The following is a 19,251-nucleotide window of genomic DNA, read 5'->3' as shown; positions in this document are numbered from 1 at the left end:
CCCCCGACACCCCCGACGGCTTCACCCTGACCGACCCCCGTATCACCGAGTCCAGCGGACTCGCCGCGAGCCGTGCGCACCAGCACATCTACTGGACGCACAACGACTCCGACGACGGCCCGTACGTCTACGGGGTGGACGGCCGCACCGGCAGGACCGTCGCCACCGTCACGCTGCGCGGCATCAGCCCGCGTGACGTGGAGGCCATTTCGGTCGGCCCGGACGGCAACGTGTACGTCGGGGACATCGGCGACAACTTCCACGGCAAGTGGCCCGAGGTGTGGATCTACCGCTTCCCCGAACCCGAGCGGCTGCGCAAGAACATCACGGTGACCCCCACCCGCTACACCGTGCGGTACGCGGACGGCCCGCGCGACGCCGAGTCGCTGATGGTCCATCCGAAGTCGGGCCGGGTCTATATCGTCAGCAAGAGCGACAAGGGCCGGGGCGCCATCTACGCCGGGCCGAAGGAGCTGTCGCCGAGCGGGGTGAACACCTTCTCGCGGCTCGCGAAGACCGATGTGTTCGCGACGGACGGCGCGTTCTCGCCGGACGGGACACGGCTGGTGCTGCGCAGCTACTTCAGCGCGCGGATGTACGAGTGGAAGCGCGGCGGCAAGCCGCCGGAGGCGGTGGGCACGGTCTCGGTGCCGTTCCAGCGGCAGGGCGAGTCGGTGACGTTCACCCGGGACGGACGGACGCTGATGCTCGGCTCGGAGGGGGAGAACAGCAAGGTGGAGCCGGTCGCGCTGCGGGGGAGGCAGCGGCCGGACAACGTGCGCCGCGCGGAGCCGGACTCGGACTCCGACAGCTCCAAGGGCGAGGGCACCAGCTCCGGGGCCGCCACCGGGAACGAGGGCACCGACGGCAGGCTGATCCTGGCCGGCGTCACCTTCGCGGTGGCCCTCGGCCTCTGGCTCACCCTCCGCCGGGTCTTCCGCCGCCGGGACTGAGGGCCGCGCCCCTGACGGGCGCTCGGTCACACCCGGGCGGCAATCAGCCGTTCGATTCCGTCCAGCAGGGCCGCGACCCCGAACCGCATCGTCTCCTCGCCCGACATCGAGAAGGCGTCCTCCGGCAGCTCCGCGAGCCGCGGATAGGCGCCGGTCTCCATCGCCCGCACCAGATACGGCTCCTGCGCCGACCAGAACTCCTCGTCCGTCACGCCGGACTGCTGCGCCGCCTGCTGGTACAGCACATGGGAGCGCGCGGCGCCCACGACCAGGTTGTCGAGGGCGACGACGACGGCGACCCGCTCCTGCCCCGTGAGCCCCAGGCCCTCCAGGCCCTCCAGCGCGTAGTGGAGGTCGGCCAGCGAGTTGGGGCCGAGGACCGGCCGCGCCTGGTTGACCTGGAGGAGCCAGGGGCTGGTGATGTACAGCTCCCAGGAGCCGAGGGCGACCCGCTCCAGGGTGGCGCGCCAGTCCTCGCTGCCGGGCGGCGGCGCGTCCGCGGCCCCGCCGGGCTCGTAGACCTGGTCGACCATCAGGTTGATCAGCACGCTCTTGCCGGGCACGTAGCGGTAGAGGGACATCGTGCCGACGCCGAGCTCGGTGGCGACCTTCCGCATGGACAGCGCGGCGAGCCCCTCGCGGTTGGCGAGGCGGATGGCCGCGCTGACGATCTGGTCGAGGGTGAGCGCGGGCTTCGGGCCGCGGCTGGGACGGGGTCCGCGCTCGGTGCCCCACAGCAGGTCGAGACTGCGGATCAGCCAGGAGAGGTCCTCGTTCCGTTCCGTGCTCATGCGTCGGCCATCCTTAATTTCCTTGCGTCCATCTGCGTAGGCTGTACGCTTTTCAATATGAGTACAGCGTACTTAGTTACGGACTCATGGGGAACACGCCCCAAGGGAGGGAGGGTGCATGACCGCATCCGGATATTCCGTGGAAGCCGAGGGCCTGCTCAAGACGTACGGTGACAAGCGGGCGCTCGACGGATTCGACCTCGCGGTGCCCAGCGGCACCGTCTACGGGCTGCTGGGGCCGAACGGCGCGGGCAAGACCACTGCCGTCCGCATCCTCACCACGCTCATCCGGCTCGACGGCGGCTGGGCCCGCGTCGGCGGGCACGACGTGAGCACCGAGCCGCGCCAGGTGCGCCGCCGGATCGGGCTCACCGGGCAGAACGCGGCGGTGGACGAGATCATCACCGCGCGGCAGAACCTGGAGATGTTCGGCAGGCTGTTCCACCTCAGCGCCGCGCGGGCCCGTCGGCGCGCCGAGGAGCTGCTGGAGCAGTTCACCCTGACCGAGGCGGCCGACAAGCAGCCGAAGGACTTCAGCGGCGGTATGCGGCGCCGCCTCGACCTGGCCTCCAGCATGATCCTCGCCCCCGAGGTGCTGTTCCTCGACGAGCCCACGACGGGGCTGGACCCGCGGGGCCGCAGCGAGGTCTGGGACGCCGTGCGCTCGCTCGCCGAGGGCGGCACGACCGTGGTGCTGACCACGCACTATCTGGACGAGGCCGACAAGCTCTCCGACCGTATCGCCGTGGTCGACCAGGGGCGGAATGTCACGGAGGACACCCCGGCCGGCCTGAAGCGGGCCATCGGCGGTGACCGCATCGAGGTGGTGGCGGCCGAGGCCGCCGACCTCCCGGCCGTGGCCAAGACGGTGGCGCGGGTGGCATCGGGCGGCGCCGAGCCGGAGACGGACGCCGAGGAGCGGCGGGTGCACGCGCCCGTGGCCGACCGGGTGCCCGCGCTCACCGAGGTGGCGCGCAGCCTGCAGGACGCGGGGGTCACGGTCGAGGACATCGGCCTGCGGCGCCCGACGCTGGACGAGGTCTTCCTGACCCTGACGCAGCAGAGCGAGGACAAGAGCGAGGCCAAGAGCGAGGACAAGGAGGAGAGCGCCGCATGAGCGATACTCTCGCCCCCGAGGAGCGCCGTGCGTACTGGGCGGTGGTCGACTGCTGGACCATCGTCCGCCGCGATCTGACGCACCTGGTCAAGCAGCCCTCGCTGGTCGCCTGGCAGCTCGGCTTCCCGATCGTCTCGGTGCTGCTCTTCGTCTACGTCTTCGGCAGCTCCATGGACGTGGGGGAGGGCGTGGAGTACAAGGACTTCGCGCTGCCCGGCATGTTCGCGATGACGATGTCCTTCGGCTTCATGAACACCGCGATAGCCGTGGTCGTCGACAAGGAGCGCGGGGTCACGGACCGCTTCCGCTCGATGCCGATGTCGCCCTCCGCCGTGGTGACGGGGCGCGGGGTGTCGGACATCCTGCACGCCGCGCTCGACCTGGCGGTCCTGGCGGTCATCGCACTGGTGATCGGCTGGCGCTCGGACGGCTCGCTGCTGGGCACGCTGTACGCGTTCGCGCTGCTCCTGCTGCTGCGCTTCTCGCTCATCTGGATCGGGGTGCTGCTGGGCCTGCTGACGCCGAACCAGGAGTCGGCGGGCAACCTGTTCGCTGTGGCCTTCCCGTTCGCCATGATCTCCAGCGTCTTCACCCCGCCGTCGGCGATGCCGGACTGGCTGGGTGCGATCGCGATGTGGAACCCGGTGTCGGCCACGGCCAACGAGATCCGCGAGCTGTACGGGAACCCGCTGCCGCTGGGGGACAGCTGGATCGAGCAGCACTCGGCCCTGATGGCGGTGGTCTGGCCGCTCATCATCACGGCGATCTTCCTGCCGCTGGCGGTCCGCAAGTTCCAGAACCTGAGCCGGTGACGGCGAACGGCGCGGGCGGGGCGCCGCCGGCTACTCCCCCACCAGCCGGAGCTCGTAGTGGACGGAGCGGTCCAGCATGAGGGCGTAGCCGAGCGGCGCGGCGAGGCCCTGGGTGAACGGATATCTTCGGGCGAGGCGGCGCGCGGCGTGCCGGGACTCCGGCCCCCGCAGCCGCCGGGCCCGCGCCTTCATCGGCGCCCCCGTCGGCGTGCCGTCCAGCGACGCGGGCGTGATCTCCACCTCGGGATACCGGTCGAGGTGCTGGTTGCGCCGGTCCCGGGCGTGGGTGCGGACGTACGCGTGGTCGCCCTCGACCGCGATCCGCGCGGTGCGGCCGACGGGCGTGCCCTCACGCGCGAACGCCGTCAGCCGCACCCTTCGCTCCCGGGCGAAGAGCCGGAGTCCGGTGGTGGGAGTGCTCATGCGTGCCGCGTACCCGGTCGGCGCGAGCCCGACGCCCCCACACCGCCGTCCGGCCTACAGCTTGTCGATCACGTAGTCGACGCAGGCCGTCAGCGCCTCGACGTCCGCGGGCTCGACGGCCGGGAACATCGCGATCCGCAGCTGGTTGCGGCCCAGCTTGCGGTACGGCTCGGTGTCCACGATGCCGTTGGCCCGCAGCGCCTTGGCGACGGCTGCGGCGTCGACGCTGTCGTCGAAGTCGATCGTGCCGACGACGGCGGAGCGCTGGGCCGGGTCGGCGACGAACGGGGCGGCGTGCTTGTGGTCCTCGGCCCAGCCGTACAGCGTGCGCGCTGAGGTGGCGGTGCGGCGGACCGCCCAGTCCAGCCCGCCCTGCCCGTTGATCCACTCCAGCTGCTCGTTGAGCAGGAAGAGGGTGGTGAGGGCCGGGGTGTTGTACGTCTGGTTCTTGCGGGAGTTGTCGATGGCGGTCTTCAGGTCGAGGAACGCCGGGATGTGCCGGTCCGAGGCGGCGATGCGCTCGGCGCGCTCGATCGCGGCGGGTGAGAAGACCGCCAGCCACAGCCCGCCGTCGGCGGCGAAGGACTTCTGCGGCGCGAAGTAGTACACGTCGGTCTCGGCGATGTCGACGGGCAGGCCGCCGGCCCCGGACGTCGCGTCCACCAGCACCAGCGCCCCCGGGTCCGCTGCGGACACCCGCTTGAGCGGCATGGCGACGCCGGTCGAGGTCTCGTTGTGGGTCAGCGCGTACACGTCGATGCCGGTCTCGGCGCGCGCGGCGGGATGGGTGCCCGGGTCGCTCTTGATCACGCTCGGTTCGCCCAGCCAGGGCGCCTGCTGGGCGGCCTTGGCGAACTTGGAGGAGAACTCGCCGAAGGACAGATGCTGCGACCTGGAGTCGATGAGGCCGTGGGTCGCCACGTCCCAGAACGCGGTGGTGCCGCCGTTGCCGAGCACGACCTCGTACCCCTCGGGCAGCGAGAACAGCTCGCGTACGCCCTCGCGCACCCGTCCGACCAGGTCCTTCACGGGAGCCTGGCGGTGCGAGGTGCCGAGGAGGGACGTACCGGTGGCGGCCAGGGCGCTGAGCGCCTCGGTCCGCACCTTGCTGGGACCCGAGCCGAAGCGACCGTCGGCGGGCTTGATGTCAGCGGGAATCTGGAGATCAGCCACGAGACGAAGCCTAGTCGCAGCCGCAAGACCGCAAACCGCCGAGTCCGGTGCGTGAGATGACCGTCACTCTGCGCAGTGGATCAGGAACCCAGGGCTGCCGGCCCCAGGGGCGCTGTCAGCGGCGCTGCCTACGATGAGAGGGTGACTGATCGCAGACCTGGCCCCGGGGACGTACGCCGTATAGCCCTCTCCTTCCCCGAGACGGCGGAGAAGCTGGCCTGGGGCATGCCCACCTTCCGCGTCGCCGGGAAGATGTTCGTGACGATGCCGGACGACGAGACGTCGTTCGCCGTCCGCTGCCCCCGCCTGGAGCGCGAGGAGCTGATCCTGGCCGAGCCGGAGAAGTTCTGGGTCCCGCCGCACGAGTTCTCCTCGTCCTGGGTCCGGGCCCGGCTGGCGGCCCTGGAGGACCTGCGCGAGCTGGAGGACATCCTCCGCGACTCCTGGCAGCAGGCGGCCCCGCCGAGGCTGCTGGAGGCGGGGTGACCCTTGTCAGGGGGTGAACCTGTCGTGCGGCGTGGCGCGCTCCCACACGGCGTCGAAGGCGGAGCGGCAGAGCGCGGCGGCCGACGGCTCGCTGGAGTCCTCCACTGCGACCCACGCGCCGTCTCCGGAGAAGTGGTTCCAGCGGATCACACGATCGTCGAACAGCCAGTAGTCGTTCCCCGGCAGCGCGAGGTCCGAAGCCTGCGGCCGAGGAAGCCAGCGGACCTTCTCACCTGCGTGGATGTTCACCGCTGCGTTGGCGTGCATATGGCGGATGCAGTCGCTCACCGGCTCGGACACGACTCGCGCACGCCGTACGACGACCCCACGAGCGACCGCGCCGGAGATCGTCTCGACCCATGGCGCCCAGAAGTCGGAGGCAGGATTGGTATCGGCGCGGCCGGTACGGAGCCACGTGCCGAACATTTCGGCTTCTTCCCTGATCGCGTAGTGGTCCCGCATCTGCAGGAAGACGGCGGACCGGTGGCAGTCGGCGATCAGATCGGCGAACGGAGGAGCGTCGCTTGGCGTCACGCTGTCTCCCTACTCCATGAGTGAGTTCAGGGGCTGTCATGGGCTGGGCCAACCCGGGCATCGCACCGGACGCGCGTCGGCTCCGGTGCGGGGGCAGGTGAGCAGAGCCCGGACCAGGATGCCGCCGCTGGTGTAGAGGCCGACATAGGCGTCCTGGCGGAGCTTCAGGTGCTTGAGCGCGCACGCCAGCTCGTGCTGCGGGACGCGCCCCGAGACGGTGACGGCCCCGTCCAACTCCCGCTCCAGCCAGCGGTAGGCGTCCTCGACGGTGCCGTAAGCGCCTCTGTGGAGGGCCACGGGCTTCACGAACCACGCGGTCAGCTCGCGGGGCATCACGGCCGCGTTCGGGTCCCGGGCCTGTCCGTCGGGCGGGACCGAACTGCCGTTCCACGCGAAGGCGTGCCAGTGGGGGTGGGGTTCGGGCATGGTGCACCTCGTTGACCGCCCCGGCGCCCGCGTGAGCGCCGGGGCTTGCGTGCGTGGGGGCTACGATCGACCGCACCCGTCGCCACGGCCGCAGTCGGGGTGGGGGTCGGGTTCGGTAGGCTCGTCGTCCTCGGGGTCGACGAGCAGGGCTAACGGTGAACTCATCGTCGTGACCTCCTTGCTGGGGATTCCGGGGCCCGTCCCTGGCCGGTCGAATGCCACTTCTGCGCGGCCGGGGCGGGGGCTCATGGGTCGGTCAGGGAACGTCGATCACCGCTGCGCGCTCGCACCGTCCCGGCACCGTGGGCATGCGCAGACGGGCCAGCGGTCGGATGCGAGCGGCTTGCACGCGGAGTACGGGATCGTCCGGACCGATACGCTCTCGGCCGAACGGCTGCCGTCCCTGACGCGGTACACGCGCAGGACGAGTGCGGGCTTCTCGGACGCCGTCACGCCCGGCCCTCCGGGTCGTGCGGATGCAGCCGGATCTCATGGGCGCACTCGGCCGCGTAGCGCGTGTCCCCGGCGTCGAGGGCGGCCTGCAACTGGCGGTCGAGAGCACCGCACACGTCACAGCCCGGGACGGGGCGGGCTTCCAGGAGCCACGGTTCGAGGGGGAGCACGATGGGCGGGGCGGAGTAGCGCGTGGGTTCGGTCATGTGATTTCCCCTTCCTGGGGATAATTCTCAACCGTTCCCGGGTAGCTAGGCAGCCTTAGTTACGTTGTCGCATAAAGTGGTGGGTGTGGGATGGCGCGCGCGTTCACATAGGCTACGGGCGTGTGGTTCGGAAATCGTCCGCCCACCCCTGGAGCAACGAGCGTGCATCGTCACCTTCCCTGGCGTTCTCCGCGAAGAACTCGAAGAGTCTGGTGTAGTGCTGTACGTCTCGTGGGTCGCGCAGGACGACTCTTCCGGTGAAGAGCTCGATGGTGACGAGGTGTTGGTCGTATACCGTGAATGTGTGATACGGGACCTGCGGAATGTGCGCAGTCAAGGGGATCACTGATACGGAGACAGCCGGGAGCTGGGACAGGGAGATCATGCGGTCGATCTGCAGGGCCATGGTCTGCGGCTCGCAGAGTTGCCAGCGCACTGCGGACTCGGTCAGTAGGAAGTCGAGCCGTACATGGGGCTCGTGGAGAACGGCTTGACGTTCCAGTTTGAGAGCGATAGTCCGTGATATGTCCCCTTCGACCGGATCCACCGGTGGGGACATCGCCTGACGCATGTACTCGGGGGTCTGGAGCAGTCCCGTAGGGATCGCGGGCAGAAAGTAGCCGACGCGGGTGGCATCCGCTTCGAGTGCGGCGAGTTCGCGTTGCCGGTGGTGCAGGCCGCGCCGGACAGAGGCCCGTACATCTTCGTATTCGGCATTGGCTGTGAGGGCGAGTTGGCGCAACTCGTCAGTGGTCTCCGCATCCACCCCGAGAGCGGCGAGCATCTGCTGAACGTCGACGGCGGTCGGCAGTGTTTTTCCGTTCTCAATGCGCGAGACCTTGCTCTGCGACATACCGCACCGGGCGGCCAGGCGTTCCCCGGACAGCCCAGAAGCCCTGCGCAGGTCGCGCAGGGCTGTGGCGAGAGTGTGCCGGTCTCTTCCCGCCTGACTGGGGTCCAGAGTCAAGCTCTCACGTACTCCTCGAAGGGCACCGACGCGGAGACGGCGAGCTTGCGGGCGGCTACATACGGGGCTGGGTCGCCCTCGTACAGCTTGCGCGAGGTTTGCGTGCCGACGGCGTCGTAGTGCATGAGGACGACCTTCGAATCGTCGAAGAGCCAGAAATCCTGCCGGGGCAGGCCCGGGTTCTCCTGGTGAGTGAGGTCCAGGATCCTGATGTCCTCCCCCGCCTGCGAGGTGAAGGCGTAGACGGCCATCTCGTAGCGCAGGTAGTCCGTGAGCGGTTGTGTCAGGACGTGGACGCGACCGATGGTGCGGCCGGTGTCGCGGAAGGCGCGCACCCTAGTGAGCCAGGTGTCGTGCGGGGGGATGTCCAGCCTTCCGGTTTCCAGGAAGCGCGCGAATTCCTCCGACTCGCTAGCGACGCCGTACGCCGGGAGCGTTTCCAGCCGCCAGGCGTCCCGCTCGTAGGCGTCGAAGAAGCGACGCCAGTCGTCACCATCCAAGCGCATGGGCAGCCTCGCGCAGTACGTGTTCGGGTACCTCCACCACGGATTCTCCCTCGGGCGTGGCACGGGCAACGTCGTAGCCCTGCACAGCGATGGTGCCGCGGTCGGTGACGAAGACGGTCGGGCAGTCGTCCCGACCGCACGGCGGCTCGTCGCCGTCAGCGCGACCGTCGCTGCACGACCCGCCCGCGATGACACGTAGCTCCATGTCGTCTCCTCGTCTCTGTGAGTGAACTCAGCAGGAACGGTAGGAGGGGCGGTGTGCCCAGGCAACTGCTATGCACGTGTCCGCATAGATGGGTGGTTCCCTGCGGTGGTGCCGACCAGGCGTTGGGGGAAGGCTGGAAGCGGGGTGCGGGACGTGAGGCGAAGTGCGGTGCGCCCTGACCGGGGTGCGCCGAGTATTCCCGGGCGACGGCATCGTGATCCGCATTTCGGCCAGGGGCGTGTGCGTGAACCAGGAGGAGCGAGATGTCTGGGATGACAAGCTTGCGTCTGCAGAGCTGGTGTCCGCCAGGGCGAACATCACTCAGCCCAGTGAGGTCGCCCAGTACGTGAAGACCTTCGAGACCCTGGGCAGCATGGCTGTATACGGAGAGGACGCACGCAAGCTCATCGTGGAGGCCGCCGAGGCAGTGAGGGAGTGATCTCTCTGCCACCCTGCGTCGAGGGCGGTTTGAAACCGGCGGTCGAGAGCGCCGCATACGTCGCAGCCCGGCGCTGTCCATGCTCGGCACGCAGAGAACGGGGGTTGGAGCGCGTTACGAGCTTTCCCGTCTTTTCTCATGGAGACAGGGGTGCAGGGTCGACCCAGGCACCCAGCACGGCAACGCTGAGTTGATCAGCCTCTGATGAAGGGACCAGGCCATGGCCCGACAACTGCGGTTCGACGGCGCGGGCAGCGGTGACCCCGAGGACGTCGCCCAGCTCCAGCACCTTCAGGAGGACAAGGTGCCGATCGTGGTGCCGCGCACCGCGCGGACCGAGTTCGGCCCGCGCGATCGGGACACCGAGCCGCGCATCCTCGCCCCGGACCAGTTCGCTCGCCTCTTCGAGGACTTCCAGCACAGCGCGTGGCACCTGGAGATGCGCCGTGGGTACGCGGTCGATCGGGCCCAGGCCACCTACGCCCAGTTCACCCGGGGCGAGGCCCCGACGTGGAACATGGAATCGCCCTGGGCCCGCACCATCAGTGCCAAGACGCAGGACGGCGCGGTCGTCGGCCGCGTCCGCATCGTCGACAACCCGCCGACCGAGGGGCAGCTGTACCTCCTGGCGCACGCCGAGCACAACGACGCGTTGGGCGAGGACGTTCGCAACATGTGGCGCGAGGACGCGAAGCGGGTCGGTCTGCCGGACGAGGACTTCTGGATCTTCGACTCGTACATCGTCGCCCTGTGCCTCTTCGACGACGATGACACTCTCACAGGGGCCGAACTGGTCACGGACCCGGCCCGTGTCAACCAGTACAACCGAGTGCGGGATATCGCGCAGCACTACGCCGTTCCGTACGAGGCTTTCGCGCTGACCGCGCGGAAGGAGTAGGCAAGGCGTCCCGTCGGGAGGACGGCGGATGGCTGCGGTCCTCGTTCTGGTGACAGCCCTGGCGGCTGGTGCCGCTACTGCTTCACCGTGCGGGAATCCGGCCCGTCTTGGCGGTGTGGAGCAGCGCGCCGAGGGCCGTGGGGGTGATGGCCAGGACCGTGTTCGGAGCGTCGCTTTCGCGGAGGAGTATCGCGTGGGGGCTATGGGCGAGTTCGACGGAGGCCGAGCCCTCTGCATCCGTGGAGTGTGACGACTTCCGCCGTCTGACCGGCCGCGTGAGCTCGATGCAGGAACCTCCTTCGACGTCAGAGGAGAATGATGACTTCTGCCAGAGCGCGATGGGTACTTCCCCGCTCCTAGAGTTCATGGTCCACCTTCTTGATGAAGTCACGAGTGCGGTCAGCCGAGAGGGCTGCGCGCTCAGCCGTGTCGATAGCGCTGTGATACTTGGCGAGCAGGGCTTCCGCGTCTATGAGTACCGGGTTCGGTACGTCCAGGTGCACCGTGTCCAGTTGCGGTACGGGTCCATGGAAGTAGTCCGTAGACGTGCCCGCGTTCGGGATGCCGCCGACGGAGAACGGGACAACACGAATCGTCACGTTCTCTCGTTCCGAGCTCTCCAGGAGCTGACGGAGCTGGCCTTTGAGTACCGCCCGCCCACCGAACTGCATCCGCAACGCTGCCTCGTGCATCAGAAAGGTGCACTGGGGAGGAACCGGGCGGTCCAGGACGTCCCTGCGCTTCATGCGGTGTGACAGCAGGCGTCGCACCAGTGCGGGATCGGGGCTGGGCCGGGCGGTGGCGAAGACGGCCTTCGCGTACTCCTCTGTCTGGAGAAGTCCGGGGACGTGCATCATCAGCACGCACCGCAAAGCGACCGCGTGATGCTCTACCTCGGCGAGGTCGATCGCCCCGGTAGCCAGCGATCCCCGGTACTCGTCCCACCACCCGTGGGCGCGCTCGACCGCCATGTCCGCGAGGGCGGCGACGTATGCCTGATCTGTGCAGTCGTACGTGTCGGCGAAGACTCTGACGCGATCCGCGCTCACGCCAACGCGGCCCGCCTCGGAGTTGCTGATCAATGTGCCGCCTACGCCCAGGCGTTCGGCTGCCTGCGCCACAGTCAGCCCTGCATGCTCCCGCATCTTGCGCAGCTCGGCACCGAGCCGCCGTTGCCTGACTGTTGGGGTCGACCTCGCGGGCACTGGATCTCCTCACCTGCCAGCTCTCCTGTACGCGACTCTACGCGGGAGATGGATTTTCCGAATCTGACGCATGGGTGCGTCATCTCATGTACGGTCAGTCACTGTACAGCGACAGCGCGCCAGTGAACCCGCAGTGCAGCCGCGCCCGTTGGCGCGGCCGAGCCACGGTGGCGCCCACGTGAGACTGGAGGACGTCATGAACGAAGCGATCCCTGCCACCTACCGACTCACCGCCCCCAACATCCCCGGAACGGCGAAGGTCGCCCGCGACATGGTGGCCGCGCTCACGCAGGCCACCGGGCATCCCGCGCTCGCGGACACCGCACGGCTGCTCGTCTCCGAGGTCGTGTCCAACGTGCACCTGCACACCGACGTGCCCACTCTCCAGCTCGCCGCAAGCGTCAGCGGCGACCCCGTGCTCGTGTCCGTCGAGGACCGGGAGATCGCCGGGGCGCCGCCCCTCGTACGGACCGTGCCCGAAGGCGAACGCGGGCGCGGGCTCCTCCTCGTGCGCGAGTGCGCCAAGGCGTGGGGTGTCACCCGCTGGCCGGACAGCAAGCGGGTCTGGTTCGAGCTGTACGACAACCCGGCGTAGCCTCCGGTCGGCTGATCTCGGCCGTGTGACGCGGCCCGTTGCCGCCGTCTCCGCGAACTCCCGCGCACGCGGGGCGAGGAGTCCTTACGCTGCTGTCGACCCGGCTCCGGCGAGGAGGTCACCGTGGCAGAGCCGTACGCCTTCACCATCGGGGAACTGACGCTCATCCGGAACGCCGGGCGCGACACGTCCTGGCTGCGGGGCACGGTGCTGATGCCGGAGGGGACCCCCTCCGAGGAGGTCGTCCTGATCGACTCGGGTCTGGTGAAGGTGACCCGCGCGGCGGAGAACGGTTACACCAGCGTGCTGGCCGTGCGCGGCCCCGGTGAGCTGCTGGGCGAACTGTCGTGCCTGGACGGCAGGCCGCGCTCGGCCACCGTGACGGCGATGGAGAGCGTACGGGGCACCGTCGTGTCCGGGGAACGCTTCCGCAGGCTGCTGGCCGCTCGGGGCGACCTGTCGCTGGCCGTGCTCCGCAGCGTCACAGCCCGGCTGCGCGACGCGGACCGGCTGCGGGCCGAACACGGCGCGTTCCCCGCCGGAGTACGGGTCGCACGGGTGCTGCACGAGATGGCCCTGCGGTACGGCGAGGCCGTGGACGGCATGCCGGGGGCCCTGGCGGTACGGGTCAACCAGCAGGAGCTGGCCGGGGCTGCCGGCACCTCACGGGAGTCCCTGGTGCGCGCCTTCGCGGACCTGGAACGCGACGGGCTGATCGTCCGTCGGCGCGGCCGGACCCTGGTCACCGACCCGGCCGGGCTGGGCAGTTGGCTGGGTGGCTGACCGCTCCCTGCTCCCTGCTCCGCGCCCCGTCCCGGACGGCCCGACTACGCCGGAACGCGCAGCCCGCCTACGGAAAGGTGGCGAACTGCGTCATCTGACGCGGTGCGACGCTCATCCCGCTGATACCTCTGGTCACACGGACGGACCGAGGCGGTGACAGGGGGCTCGGGTCCGGGGGAGGGCTGCCCGGTCCGTCCGTTCCGCGCCCGGCAGGAAAGAGGAGAGCGAGATGCCGGTCAAACACGAGTACTACGCCATCCTGGTCGTCGACATCGAGCAGTTCGGACGGCGCCGCAACCCGGTCCAGTCGTGGCTGCGGGAGCAGCTCTACGAGATCCTGGACGAAGCCTTCGACGGAGCCGGCATCGACCACCGTGCCGGTCCCGCACCGGTGGACCGCGGGGACGGACTGTTCTGGCTGCTGCCGGGGTCGGTGCCCAAGGAGGACCTGACCGGTCCGTTCGTCGACCAGCTGCGCCAGGGCCTGCGGGCCCACGCGCGGACCAGCAACGCCGAGGGCGCGCTGCGGCTGCGCGTGGCGCTGCACGGCGGCGAGGTCGGCGCCGACGGGCGGGGCTGGGTCGGTGCGGACCTGAACACCGCCTGCCGGATGGTGGACCACCAGCCGCTGCGGGAGGCGCTGGCCGCGGCCGAGGGCGCCGAACTGGTGGTGGCCGTCTCGGACGAGTGGCACCGCAAGGTGATCAGTCACGGCTACCCCGGCATCGAGCCGGCGGACTACCGGCCGGTGCGGTTCGACGCCAAGGAGATCCGGGCCGAGACGGTCTGGCTGCGGGTGCCCGGCCACCCCCTCCCGGCCGGCCCGGAGGGCGCCCCGGAACCCGCGCCCGCTCGTACGGCCGTCGCCGCCTCCGCCGCGGCGGAGGCGACGCCGCACGTGCCGCCCCAGCCTCCGTACTCCCACAACTCCGGTATCGGGCAGTGGAACGGGGACAACGAGGGCGGCGTCGTCATCGCCCACGGCCCGGTGACCCAGTACCACGGCGGCAGCAGACCGGACGGCGAGGCGGCCCCGGCGCGGGAACAGCAGCTGCGCGAGGAGCTGGAGCGGCTCCGGGCTCTGCTCAAGTCCGCGCAGGAGAACCAGGAGATCGACACGGGGACCTACCAGGACGCGTCCCGGCAGCTGGACACGGCGGACGAGGTGGCCGACCAGGAGGACGAGGAGGGCAGGGGCCGGCTGCTGCGGTCGCTGACCATGTTCGGGGCGCTGGTCACCGGGGTCGGCTCCGTCGCCGAAGCGGTGCAGCGGCTGCTCGGCACGCTGCGGGGTGGACAGTGACGGTGCCCAAGGAGTACACGGTGTCCAGCAACTCCGGCATCGGGGCGCTGACCGGGAACATCAGCCACGGCGGGGTCGGCGTCGTGCACGGCGACGTCGTCAACCACTATGCGACCGACCCGGAAGCCGGGCCCGCGCAGCTGTTCACCGAGGGCCTGCGCGCTCTGAGCGCAGGCATGCGAGGACAGGCCGAGGCCCTGATCGGGCAGGCGATACAGCGCGGCCACGAGTCGGCCGAGGTCTCCTACTACTGGGCGCTGTCCCTCACCAGCCGCCGCTCGCCGGAGGATCTCACCGACGAGGACTGGCACAAGCTCCGCACCGCCCTGGAGCGGGCCATCGGCACCCGCTCGTCAGGTCAGGACACGGCGGGCTGTGTGGCCGCGGCACGTCTCACCGACGATCTGCTGCGGGCCGCGGTGAGCCCGGAGTCGCTCACCCAGGCCGGCCGGCGGCTCGACGTGCACGAGCGGCTGCGCGGCCTGCCCGCCGAGCGCCGCGGCGAACTGCGCGACCATCTGCGCTACGTGATGCAGCGGGTGCAGGGCTACCGGACCAGCGAGGAGGACGAGGAGGAGATCCGCACGCGGCGGAAGGCCGACTACCGGGCGGAACGGGTGCCGCTGTTCTTCACCCCCGACCCGCTGCCGCTCCGGCCGCCGGACCAGCCGTCCAGATCCATGTGGCCGGAGGACCGGAACACCCTCCAGGCTCTGCTGTGGAGCGCCGGTGCGCTGTTCGCCCTCGGGCTGGTGATCCTGATCGTGCTGCTCACCTCCGCGGAGGACGACCAGATGGCCGCTGTGGCGGTTCTCGGTCTGATCGCCGCCATTCCCGGCGTGGTGCTGCTGCTCCGCCACGGCCCGGCCGAGATACGGCGCCGGGCGCGGCAGGCCCGCCGCCCCGCCTGGGCCCGCGAGCGGCGGCCCGCCCCGCCGTACACGGTGGGCCCGCAGATGGGAGGGCCGGCGGCGGCCGTACGGGCGGCGGTCGGTGCGCCCGGACCGGCCACGCACACCGCGCAGTTCGGGGCGTTTCGTGCGCGGCTGGCTGTGATGGCCGAGGCCCGGTTCGCCGAGGTGCGGCCGCCCGCCCTGCCGAACCCCGCCGCCTGGCAGCAGCTGACCCACCAGGTGCAGCACGACCTGGCCGACGAGCTGGCGTTCCGGTACTGGACCGTCGGCAAGCCCGAGGGGCTGGACTGGCTGCTGCAGATGCGGGCCCGGCAGACCGTACGGGAGTGGGGCGCGGGCCGGCTGGCAGCGTCCGCGGTCACCACCCCTTACCAGCGGTGGCAGGGCGCCCGGAAGGGCATGCTGTTCACCTCCGCCGCCGTGCTGCTGGTGCTGCTTCCGGCGCTGGCGGGCTCCTCCGGACTGGGGCTGCTGGTCGGGGCGGTGTGGGCGGCTGCCCTCGCCGGTGGCGTGAACCTCTTCCAGCGGACCGTGGAACTGTCCCTCGTGCAGGACGAGCAGCGGCAGTACGCCGAGGACCAGCGGGCCCATGGACAGTGGTCCGCCTATCTCGCCGCGCACCGCCCCGCCGACACCGAACTGGCCCGCTGGCTCGACCTGGACAAGCGCCATCTGCTCCGGGACGTCCTGGGCGAGCACCGGATGGAGCACCGCGACATCCTGTTCAACTTCTTCCTGATGGAGGGCGCCCCCGGGTGTGTGACGGCGAAGGTCCGCAAGGGCCCGCCGCGCTACTCCGTCTACGCGCTGCGGCTGTTCGTGCTGACCACCAGCGGCGTGTGGGTCTGCACCTGGGAGATGGACTTCGCGACCGGCACCCACCAGGGCCGCAAGGACTTCGTCTTCCGCTTCGACTCCATCTCCTCCGTGGTGATGGAGACCAGGGGCACCGGTCTCGGTGACACGCACCGGCAGGTCATCGGGGTCACGGCGGAGGGCGCCCTCACCGGGGCCGACGGGTCTCAAGCGCATAAGCTGCGGGAGGTTCTGCGGCTGGTGCTGAACAACCAGCAGGACCTGGAGGTCCTGATCGACAACCAGGAACGGCTGGGCGACATGGACGGGGACGACCCGCAGGAGCTGCGGGAAGTGGCCCTGGAGACCTCCGGCGTGTCCGCCGGGTTCCGCATCCTGGCGGCGCTCGCCACGGAGGGCGAGAAGTGGCTGGATGAGCGGCGGCACCAGTCCTACCGGGCCTTCCTGGGGGAGAGCCCGGCGGCGGGGCCGCCGGACACCGAAAGGCGTCCGCGTCCCGACGTGGCCTACACCTGACGGCCCGCGCGGCGAGCCCGTGCCGCCTGTCCCGCAATCAGCCATGCCGGCGCAGTCGCGGCGCTGACTCCGACGGAGCGTAGTGATCGCTTCCCGGTCCGCGAGGGGGCACCCTGTCCCCATGGCACAGGCAGAGGCACAGGCACAGGACGTGGCGCGGGCCCTGCGGGGCGTGGTGCGCGGTGAGGTGGAGTTCGACACGGCCAGCCGCGCGCTGGTGACCATGGACGCGTCCAACTACCGGCGGGTGCCGCTCGGCGTCGTCGCGCCGCGCGACGCCGAGGACGTGGACGCCGTGCTCGCGGTGTGCCGGGAGCACGGGGTGCCGGTCGTGGCGCGGGGCGCCGGGACCTCGATCGCCGGGCAGGCCACCGGCGTCGGCGTCGTCCTGGACTTCACCCGGCACATGCGGGCGATCGAGGACCTCGACCCCGGGATGCGGACCGCCGTCGTCCAGCCGGGTGTCGTGCTCGACGAGCTGCGGGGCGCCGCCGCCGCGTACGGGCTCACCTTCGGTCCCGACCCCTCCACGCACAGCCGCTGCACCCTCGGCGGGATGATCGGCAACAACTCCTGCGGTTCCCACTCCGTCGCCTGGGGCACCACGGCGGACAACGTGCACGCCCTGGACGTGCTCACCTACGGGGGGCGCCGGGCCACCCTCGACCGGGGCGGGAGCGGCGTGCCGGCGACGCTGCGGGAGGGGGCGCGGCGCCTCGTGAGCGGCGAGCTGGCCCGGCTGCGCACCGGGTTCCCCGCCCTCCCCCGCCGGATCTCCGGCTACGCGCTGGACGAGCTGCTGCCCGAGAAGGGCGAGGACTGGGCGCGGGCCTTCACCGGGAGCGAGGGGACGCTCGGGATCCTGACCCGGGCCGCCGTCCGGCTCGTCCCCGTCCCCGGCGCGCGGGTGCTGGCCGTGCTCGGATACCCGGACGAGAGCGCCGCCGCCGAGGCCGCCGCCGGGCTGCTGCCGTACCAGCCCCTCACCGTCGAGGGCATGGCCAACGATCTGGTGGGCGACGCCGCCCGCGCCGCGCTGCCCCGGGGCGGCGCCTGGCTGTTCGTGGAGGTCGGGGGCGACGACCCCGGGCACGCGCGGGCCAACGCGGAGGCGCTGTGCCGCGCCGCGCGGGACGGGACCACCGATCACGCCCTCGTGACCGGGCCCGCCGAGCAGCGGGCGCTGTGGCGGGTGCGCGAGGACGCCTCCGGCACGGCGACCCGGACGCGGGACGGCGCGGAGGCGTGGCCCGGGTGGGAGGACTGCGCGGTGCCGCCCGCGCGGCTCGGCGCGTATCTGCGGGACTTCCGCGCGCTGCTGCGCGCCTACGGGCTGCGCGGGCTGCCGTACGGGCACTTCGGGGACGGCTGCATCCACGTCCGCATCGACTTCGACCTGCTGGGGGAGAAGGGGATCGCGACGTTCCGGGAGTTCTCCTACGCGCTCGCCGAGACCGTCGTCGCGCACGGCGGCTCGCTCTCCGGCGAGCACGGCGACGGGCAGGCGCGCGCCGAGCTGCTGCCGAGGATGTACGGCGAGGAGATGGTCGACCTCTTCAACCGGTTCAAGGACCTGTGGGACCCGGCGGGCGGGCTCAACCCCGGGATGCTGGTGCGGCCGGACCGCATCGACGAGAACCTGCGGTTCGCGCCGCTGCCGCGCACGCCGGTGGCGGTGGAGTTCGGCTATCCGCACGACGGCGGGGACTTCTCGGCCGCCGTGCGGCGCTGTGTCGGCGTCGCCAAGTGCCGGAACGAGACGGCGGCCGGGGCTTCCGTCATGTGCCCGTCCTTCCGGGCGACGGGCGAGGAGCAGCACTCCACGCGGGGGCGGGCGCGGCTGCTGCACGAGATGCTCGCCGGGGAGGTGGTACGCGACGGCTGGCAGTCGGAGGAGGTGCGCGACGCGCTCGACCTGTGCCTGTCCTGCAAGGGGTGCCGGAGCGACTGCCCGGTGGGCGTGGACATGGCCACGTACAAGGCGGAGTTCCTGCACCACCACTACGAGGGGCGGCGCCGGCCCGCGGCGCACTACTCGATGGGGTGGCTGCCGCTGTGGCTGCGGCTCGGCGCGGCGGCACGGGCGGCGCCGCTGCTGAACGCCGGGGCCCGGGTGCGCCCGCTGGCCGCGCTCGGCAAGCGGCTGGGCGGCATCGCGCCCGAGCGGGACATCCCGGCGCTGCCGCGTACCCCCTTCACCCGGTGGTGGCGCGCGCAGACCGACCGGGGGCCCGCGGGCGGGCGCCCCGTCGTGCTGTGGCCGGACACCTTCACCAACTACCTCTCGCCCGGCGCCGGAACGGCGGCCGTACGGGTCTTCCGGGACGCGGGGCTGCGGATCGCCGTACCGCCGCGGCAGGTGTGCTGCGGCCTGACGTATGTGTCCACCGGCCAGCTCGACCGGGCGCGGACGGTGCTGCGGCGCACCCTGGAGACGATGGAGCCCGCGCTGGACGCCGGGCTGCCCGTCGCCGTGCTGGAGCCGCCGTGCGCGGCCGCGCTCACCACGGACGCGCCGGAGCTGCTCGGCGACGACCCGCGCGCGGCGCGGCTGGCGCGCGCGGTGCGGACGTTCGCGCAGACGCTGGAGGAGTACGCGCCGGACTGGTCGCCGCCCCGGCTGCACCGCCCGGTCGCCGGGCAGACGCACTGCCACCAGCACGCCGTCATCGGGGACGCGGCCGACCGGCGGCTGCGCGAACGTGCGGGGCTGGTGGGGGAGCTGAGCGG

At 71.1% G+C, this 19,251-nt stretch carries 22 protein-coding genes; 11 read left to right on the top strand and 11 right to left on the bottom strand.

Annotation, left to right across the window (positions count from 1 at the left end):
• Positions 1 to 953: esterase-like activity of phytase family protein (locus G5C65_RS11990; RefSeq protein ID WP_165298758.1), on the top strand; the 953-nt coding region annotated here is incomplete at its 5' end.
• A gap of 26 nt (positions 954 to 979) precedes the next feature.
• On the opposite strand, the gene G5C65_RS11985 is transcribed toward G5C65_RS11990, so the two are convergent.
• Positions 980 to 1,744: a TetR/AcrR family transcriptional regulator gene (locus G5C65_RS11985; protein ID WP_165298757.1), complete on the bottom strand. Its 765-nt coding sequence runs from the start codon at positions 1,742 to 1,744 to the stop codon at positions 980 to 982.
• Between the two features lie 118 nt (positions 1,745 to 1,862).
• Here G5C65_RS11985 and G5C65_RS11980 point away from each other — a divergent pair, with 118 nt between their 5' ends.
• Positions 1,863 to 2,861: an ATP-binding cassette domain-containing protein gene (locus G5C65_RS11980; RefSeq protein WP_165298756.1), complete on the top strand. Its 999-nt coding sequence runs from the start codon at positions 1,863 to 1,865 to the stop codon at positions 2,859 to 2,861.
• A complete protein-coding gene (locus tag G5C65_RS11975; protein ID WP_165298755.1) occupies positions 2,858 to 3,673 on the top strand; it encodes an ABC transporter permease in 816 nt (271 codons plus the stop codon). Before G5C65_RS11980 ends, G5C65_RS11975 begins: the two co-directional genes overlap by 4 nt.
• Positions 3,674 to 3,703: 30 nt before the next feature.
• On the opposite strand, the gene G5C65_RS11970 is transcribed toward G5C65_RS11975, so the two are convergent.
• Entirely contained in the window at positions 3,704 to 4,096 is a 393-nt protein-coding gene (locus tag G5C65_RS11970; protein ID WP_165298754.1) for a PNPOx family protein, read from the bottom strand.
• Positions 4,097 to 4,150: 54 nt separating this feature from the next.
• Positions 4,151 to 5,269, bottom strand: a complete 1,119-nt coding sequence (serC, locus tag G5C65_RS11965) for a phosphoserine transaminase (protein ID WP_165298753.1) — start codon at positions 5,267 to 5,269, stop codon at positions 4,151 to 4,153.
• Positions 5,270 to 5,410: 141 nt separating this feature from the next.
• On the opposite strand from serC, the gene G5C65_RS11960 reads away from it, so the two are divergent.
• Positions 5,411 to 5,755 (top strand): MmcQ/YjbR family DNA-binding protein, encoded by a 345-nt coding sequence (locus tag G5C65_RS11960; protein ID WP_165298752.1) that lies wholly within the window; start codon positions 5,411 to 5,413, stop codon positions 5,753 to 5,755.
• Between the two features lie 6 nt (positions 5,756 to 5,761).
• Here G5C65_RS11960 and G5C65_RS11955 read toward each other — a convergent pair whose 3' ends face one another.
• The 6 genes from G5C65_RS11955 to G5C65_RS11930 form a co-directional block, all read right to left on the bottom strand.
• Complete coding sequence (locus tag G5C65_RS11955) at positions 5,762 to 6,289, bottom strand: DUF6879 family protein (protein ID WP_165298751.1); 528 nt, start codon at positions 6,287 to 6,289, stop codon at positions 5,762 to 5,764.
• 36 nt (positions 6,290 to 6,325) lie between these two features.
• Positions 6,326 to 6,715 (bottom strand): hypothetical protein, encoded by a 390-nt coding sequence (locus G5C65_RS11950; protein ID WP_165298750.1) that lies wholly within the window; start codon positions 6,713 to 6,715, stop codon positions 6,326 to 6,328.
• Between the two features lie 449 nt (positions 6,716 to 7,164).
• Positions 7,165 to 7,374, bottom strand: coding sequence for a hypothetical protein (locus G5C65_RS11945; RefSeq protein ID WP_165298738.1), 210 nt, complete (start codon positions 7,372 to 7,374; stop codon positions 7,165 to 7,167).
• A 112-nt stretch (positions 7,375 to 7,486) separates the two neighbouring features.
• Entirely contained in the window at positions 7,487 to 8,341 is an 855-nt protein-coding gene (locus G5C65_RS11940; RefSeq protein ID WP_165298749.1) for a helix-turn-helix domain-containing protein, read from the bottom strand.
• The gene (locus G5C65_RS11935; RefSeq protein ID WP_165298748.1) at positions 8,338 to 8,847 is read right to left on the bottom strand and encodes a DUF6879 family protein; all 510 of its coding nucleotides are present in this window, start codon (positions 8,845 to 8,847) and stop codon (positions 8,338 to 8,340) included. Before G5C65_RS11935 ends, G5C65_RS11940 begins: the two co-directional genes overlap by 4 nt.
• Positions 8,831 to 9,052 carry a hypothetical protein gene (locus tag G5C65_RS11930; protein WP_206441686.1) on the bottom strand — a complete coding sequence of 74 codons (222 nt, stop codon included), beginning with the start codon at positions 9,050 to 9,052 and terminating at the stop codon, positions 8,831 to 8,833. The genes G5C65_RS11935 and G5C65_RS11930 overlap by 17 nt, the downstream gene beginning before the upstream one ends.
• A 244-nt stretch (positions 9,053 to 9,296) precedes the next feature.
• On the opposite strand from G5C65_RS11930, the gene G5C65_RS11925 reads away from it, so the two are divergent.
• Together G5C65_RS11925 and G5C65_RS11920 are read left to right on the top strand one after the other, a co-directional pair.
• On the top strand, positions 9,297 to 9,491 hold the full coding sequence (locus G5C65_RS11925; RefSeq protein ID WP_165298747.1) for a hypothetical protein: 195 nt from the start codon (positions 9,297 to 9,299) through the stop codon (positions 9,489 to 9,491).
• Between the two features lie 220 nt (positions 9,492 to 9,711).
• On the top strand, positions 9,712 to 10,389 hold the full coding sequence (locus tag G5C65_RS11920) for a DUF6879 family protein (protein WP_165298746.1): 678 nt from the start codon (positions 9,712 to 9,714) through the stop codon (positions 10,387 to 10,389).
• 82 nt (positions 10,390 to 10,471) lie between these two features.
• Here G5C65_RS11920 and G5C65_RS11915 read toward each other — a convergent pair whose 3' ends face one another.
• Positions 10,472 to 10,756: a DUF397 domain-containing protein gene (locus G5C65_RS11915; RefSeq protein ID WP_165298745.1), complete on the bottom strand. Its 285-nt coding sequence runs from the start codon at positions 10,754 to 10,756 to the stop codon at positions 10,472 to 10,474.
• A complete protein-coding gene (locus tag G5C65_RS11910) occupies positions 10,746 to 11,594 on the bottom strand; it encodes a Scr1 family TA system antitoxin-like transcriptional regulator (protein ID WP_165298744.1) in 849 nt (282 codons plus the stop codon). The genes G5C65_RS11915 and G5C65_RS11910 overlap by 11 nt, the downstream gene beginning before the upstream one ends.
• Positions 11,595 to 11,790: 196 nt before the next feature.
• On the opposite strand from G5C65_RS11910, the gene G5C65_RS11905 reads away from it, so the two are divergent.
• From G5C65_RS11905 to G5C65_RS11885, 5 genes are all read left to right on the top strand, one after another.
• On the top strand, positions 11,791 to 12,189 hold the full coding sequence (locus tag G5C65_RS11905) for an ATP-binding protein (RefSeq protein ID WP_165298743.1): 399 nt from the start codon (positions 11,791 to 11,793) through the stop codon (positions 12,187 to 12,189).
• 123 nt (positions 12,190 to 12,312) lie between these two features.
• Positions 12,313 to 12,972: a cyclic nucleotide-binding domain-containing protein gene (locus tag G5C65_RS11900; RefSeq protein WP_165298742.1), complete on the top strand. Its 660-nt coding sequence runs from the start codon at positions 12,313 to 12,315 to the stop codon at positions 12,970 to 12,972.
• A gap of 229 nt (positions 12,973 to 13,201) precedes the next feature.
• Positions 13,202 to 14,275 (top strand): hypothetical protein, encoded by a 1,074-nt coding sequence (locus tag G5C65_RS11895; protein ID WP_165298741.1) that lies wholly within the window; start codon positions 13,202 to 13,204, stop codon positions 14,273 to 14,275.
• 20 nt (positions 14,276 to 14,295) lie between these two features.
• Positions 14,296 to 16,521: a hypothetical protein gene (locus G5C65_RS11890; RefSeq protein WP_165298740.1), complete on the top strand. Its 2,226-nt coding sequence runs from the start codon at positions 14,296 to 14,298 to the stop codon at positions 16,519 to 16,521.
• Positions 16,522 to 16,642: 121 nt separating this feature from the next.
• Positions 16,643 to 19,251, top strand: a 2,609-nt coding sequence (locus G5C65_RS11885; RefSeq protein WP_165298739.1) for an FAD-binding and (Fe-S)-binding domain-containing protein, incomplete at its 3' end; no start/stop codon positions are given.

Source organism: Streptomyces boncukensis, assembly GCF_011045075.1.
Classification (GTDB): domain Bacteria; phylum Actinomycetota; class Actinomycetes; order Streptomycetales; family Streptomycetaceae; genus Streptomyces; species Streptomyces boncukensis.
The sequence above is the reverse complement of the archived record's forward strand: the minus strand, read 5'-3'. Positions and strand labels throughout refer to the sequence as shown.